The 663-nt window shown below is 51.4% G+C and carries 1 protein-coding gene; it reads right to left on the bottom strand.

Annotated elements, in window-relative coordinates; translation table 11 throughout:
- Positions 1 to 503 (bottom strand): glutamine synthetase beta-grasp domain-containing protein (locus R7P64_RS24280; protein WP_040253134.1); only part of this gene is annotated, 503 nt, incomplete at its 3' end.
- Between the last annotated feature and the right edge of the window lie 160 nt (positions 504 to 663).

The following is a 663-nucleotide window of genomic DNA, read 5'->3' as shown; positions in this document are numbered from 1 at the left end:
CCGCCTTCGTATTTGGTGGAGGAGTTCCACGCACCTTCAATGTCATCGATCGCGACATGGGAGCCGGAGATAGAGGCGCCAAAACGGATGTCGTCGAACAGGAAGAATTCTGGTTCTGGCCCGAACAGGACGGTATCAGCGATGCCGGTGGCGCGCAGGTACTCTTCAGCGCGTTTCGCGATGGAGCGCGGGTCACGGTCATAGCCCTGCAGGGTGCCTGGCTCGAGGATATCGCAGCGGATGATCAGGGTCGGTTCTTCGTAGAACGGGTCAATGACCGCGGTGGACGCGTCCGGCATCAGGACCATGTCAGATTCGTTGATACCTTTCCAGCCACCAATCGAGGAGCCATCAAACATTTTGCCTTCTTCGAAGAATTCGGCATTTACCTGATGAGACGGAATCGTGACGTGCTGTTCTTTACCTTTGGTATCGGTGAAGCGCAGATCGACAAACTTCACTTCGTGCTCGTTCAGCATCGTCAAAACGTGTTCAGCGGACATACTTAAACTCTCCCGGATTGGTCATTGTCGTCGTGGTAACGAAAACTTCATACTGCTTAAAAGTGGCGTTGTTGCCTTAAAAAATATAAAGCGAAATCTGTGCCAACTTTTAAATGCCCTATAAAACGCTGTATCATGCGCACCATAGTGCAAAAGGACT

Source organism: Vibrio sp. 2304 (genome assembly GCF_033339475.1).
Lineage (GTDB): Bacteria > Pseudomonadota > Gammaproteobacteria > Enterobacterales > Vibrionaceae > Vibrio > Vibrio alginolyticus.
The sequence above is the reverse complement of the archived record's forward strand: the minus strand, read 5'-3'. Positions and strand labels throughout refer to the sequence as shown.